This is a genomic window from Alistipes muris, from assembly GCF_943193205.1.
GTDB lineage: Bacteria > Bacteroidota > Bacteroidia > Bacteroidales > Rikenellaceae > Alistipes > Alistipes muris.
The window spans coordinates 1-1774 of the sequence record NZ_CALPDD010000020.1; the positions used below are offsets into that span (position 1 = coordinate 1).

Annotated in this window: 2 protein-coding genes; both read left to right on the plus strand. The window is 54.8% G+C overall.

What is annotated here, in order from left to right; genetic code table 11:
- Positions 1-231 (plus strand): hypothetical protein (locus tag NFR47_RS08505; RefSeq protein ID WP_251215151.1); only part of this gene is annotated, 231 nt, incomplete at its 5' end.
- A gap of 46 nt (positions 232-277) precedes the next feature.
- Positions 278-1513, plus strand: a complete 1236-nt coding sequence (locus tag NFR47_RS08510) for a site-specific integrase (protein WP_251215152.1) — start codon at positions 278-280, stop codon at positions 1511-1513.
- Positions 1514-1774: the final 261 nt, after the last annotated feature.

The window sequence follows — 1774 nt, forward strand, 5'->3', positions numbered from 1 at the left end:
ACGCAGAGGACCGATTGGCGGATGCAATCATTTGCTGCTCAGATATTTGTATGCAAGCCGAAGCCCGGCGGCCCGAAAAAAGGACAGTCCCTTGAAATTCAGCGACAAAAGGCGAAGTCTGCGCCGGAATCCGGCGCGCACAAGTCGCCAAAAAGTAACCTTGCCGACCGCTCGAACCGTCCGGAAATAAGCTGTTTAGTCCGGTTCATGCACCGAAAGGCGGTCGCTTAATCGTTACCTTTAGCGGCAAATCGAACTTAAACCAAGCAGAAAACGGATGAGAAGCACGTTCAGAATACTTTTCTACCTCAAGAGGAATGCGCCGCTCAAGAACGGCCGGGTGCCGATTATGGCGCGTGTCACGCTGAACGGCCAGCGCGTACAGCTGTCGACGCATCTGAGTGTGAACCCGGAAACCTGGTGCGCCGCGACGGGGCAGGTGGCGGGCCGCGGACGGTGCGCCGACGAAATCAACCGCCAGCTTGCCGACATCCGTTTCCGGATCGAACAATGCTACCGGACCTTGTTTCTGAACGGTTCGGCGGTTACTCCGGCGATGGTCAAGGAAGCCTATCTGGGCGTTACGCACCGCGATTGCCTGCTCGAATTTTTCCGTCGCCACAACGAGGAGTTCCGCCGCATGGTGGGTGTCAGCCGCAGTGCGGCTACTTATAATAAATATAGGTGTGTCTGCCATCACTTGGAGCGCTACGTGCGGCAGACCTATCGGCGGGACGATTTGGCTTTCTCCGAACTCGACAAAAGATTCGTGACGGGATTCCATGCCTATATCGTCCAGCAGTGCAGCCGCAAAAAGAACACGGCCTGGATTTACATGATTGCGCTCAAGCACGTGCTGATGGTGGCCCGAAGCAAAGGCTGTCTGACGCACGACCCGTTCGCCGGGTATAAGCTGCACAGCGAATTCGTCAGCCGCAACTATCTGAACGAAGCGGAGATAAGCAGAATGATGCGGCTGGAATTGCCCTCCGGGGCGTTGCGGCTGGTGCGCGACGCTTTTGTGTTCAGCTGCTTCACGGGGCTTTCCTATGTCGACGTCTGCCACCTGACCCGGCGGCAGATTCAGCAGAACGGCGGCCAGACATGGGTCGACTTGACCCGCCGCAAAACGGGTACGGAAGTCAGCGTGCGTCTTTTCGCTGTGCCGCAGGCCATTTTGTGCCGCTATCTGCCCGCAGACTGCGACGAACCGATATTCGGTTTGCCCGGCAACGGCTGGTGCAACAAGCGGCTGGAGCAGCTTGCGGCCGCGGCGGGCATTTCCAAACGGGTCACTTTCCACACGGCCCGCCACACCTTTGCGACGACGATGACCCTTTCGCAGGGGGTGGCCATCGAAACTATCAGCAAACTGCTGGGACACAAGAATATCCGCACCACGCAGATTTATGCCGTCATTACGCACTCGACGCTCGACGGCGAAATGAACCGCCTTTCCCGGCGCATCGACGCGCTCTATCCGCAGGCGGCTGTCGCAGAGCTTTGCGAATAAACCGGCAGTCGGAAAGGGGGTTCTTCTTTCATCTTGTTACTGGGAGCCCTTATTTGCTATCAATCCGTTCATTTTGATTTATTTTTCAATAAAGGCCGAAAGTTGCGCGGGGAGCTTGCTTACGGATTGAAAGCTATTTCTTAAAATAACAAATGGAATGTAATCGAAAATTTACTTTTCGCAAAATAATCGCCATGTTGCTAAATTTTCTTATAAATATTCTTGCTTTTCGGCTTTCCGTTTCCTATCTTTGCCATGAGC

Excerpts from the sequence above, each read along its gene's own strand:
- NFR47_RS08510 (WP_251215152.1), top strand. The coding sequence starts at position 278 with ATGAGAAGCACGTTCAGAATACTTTTCTACCTCAAGAGGAATGCGCCG.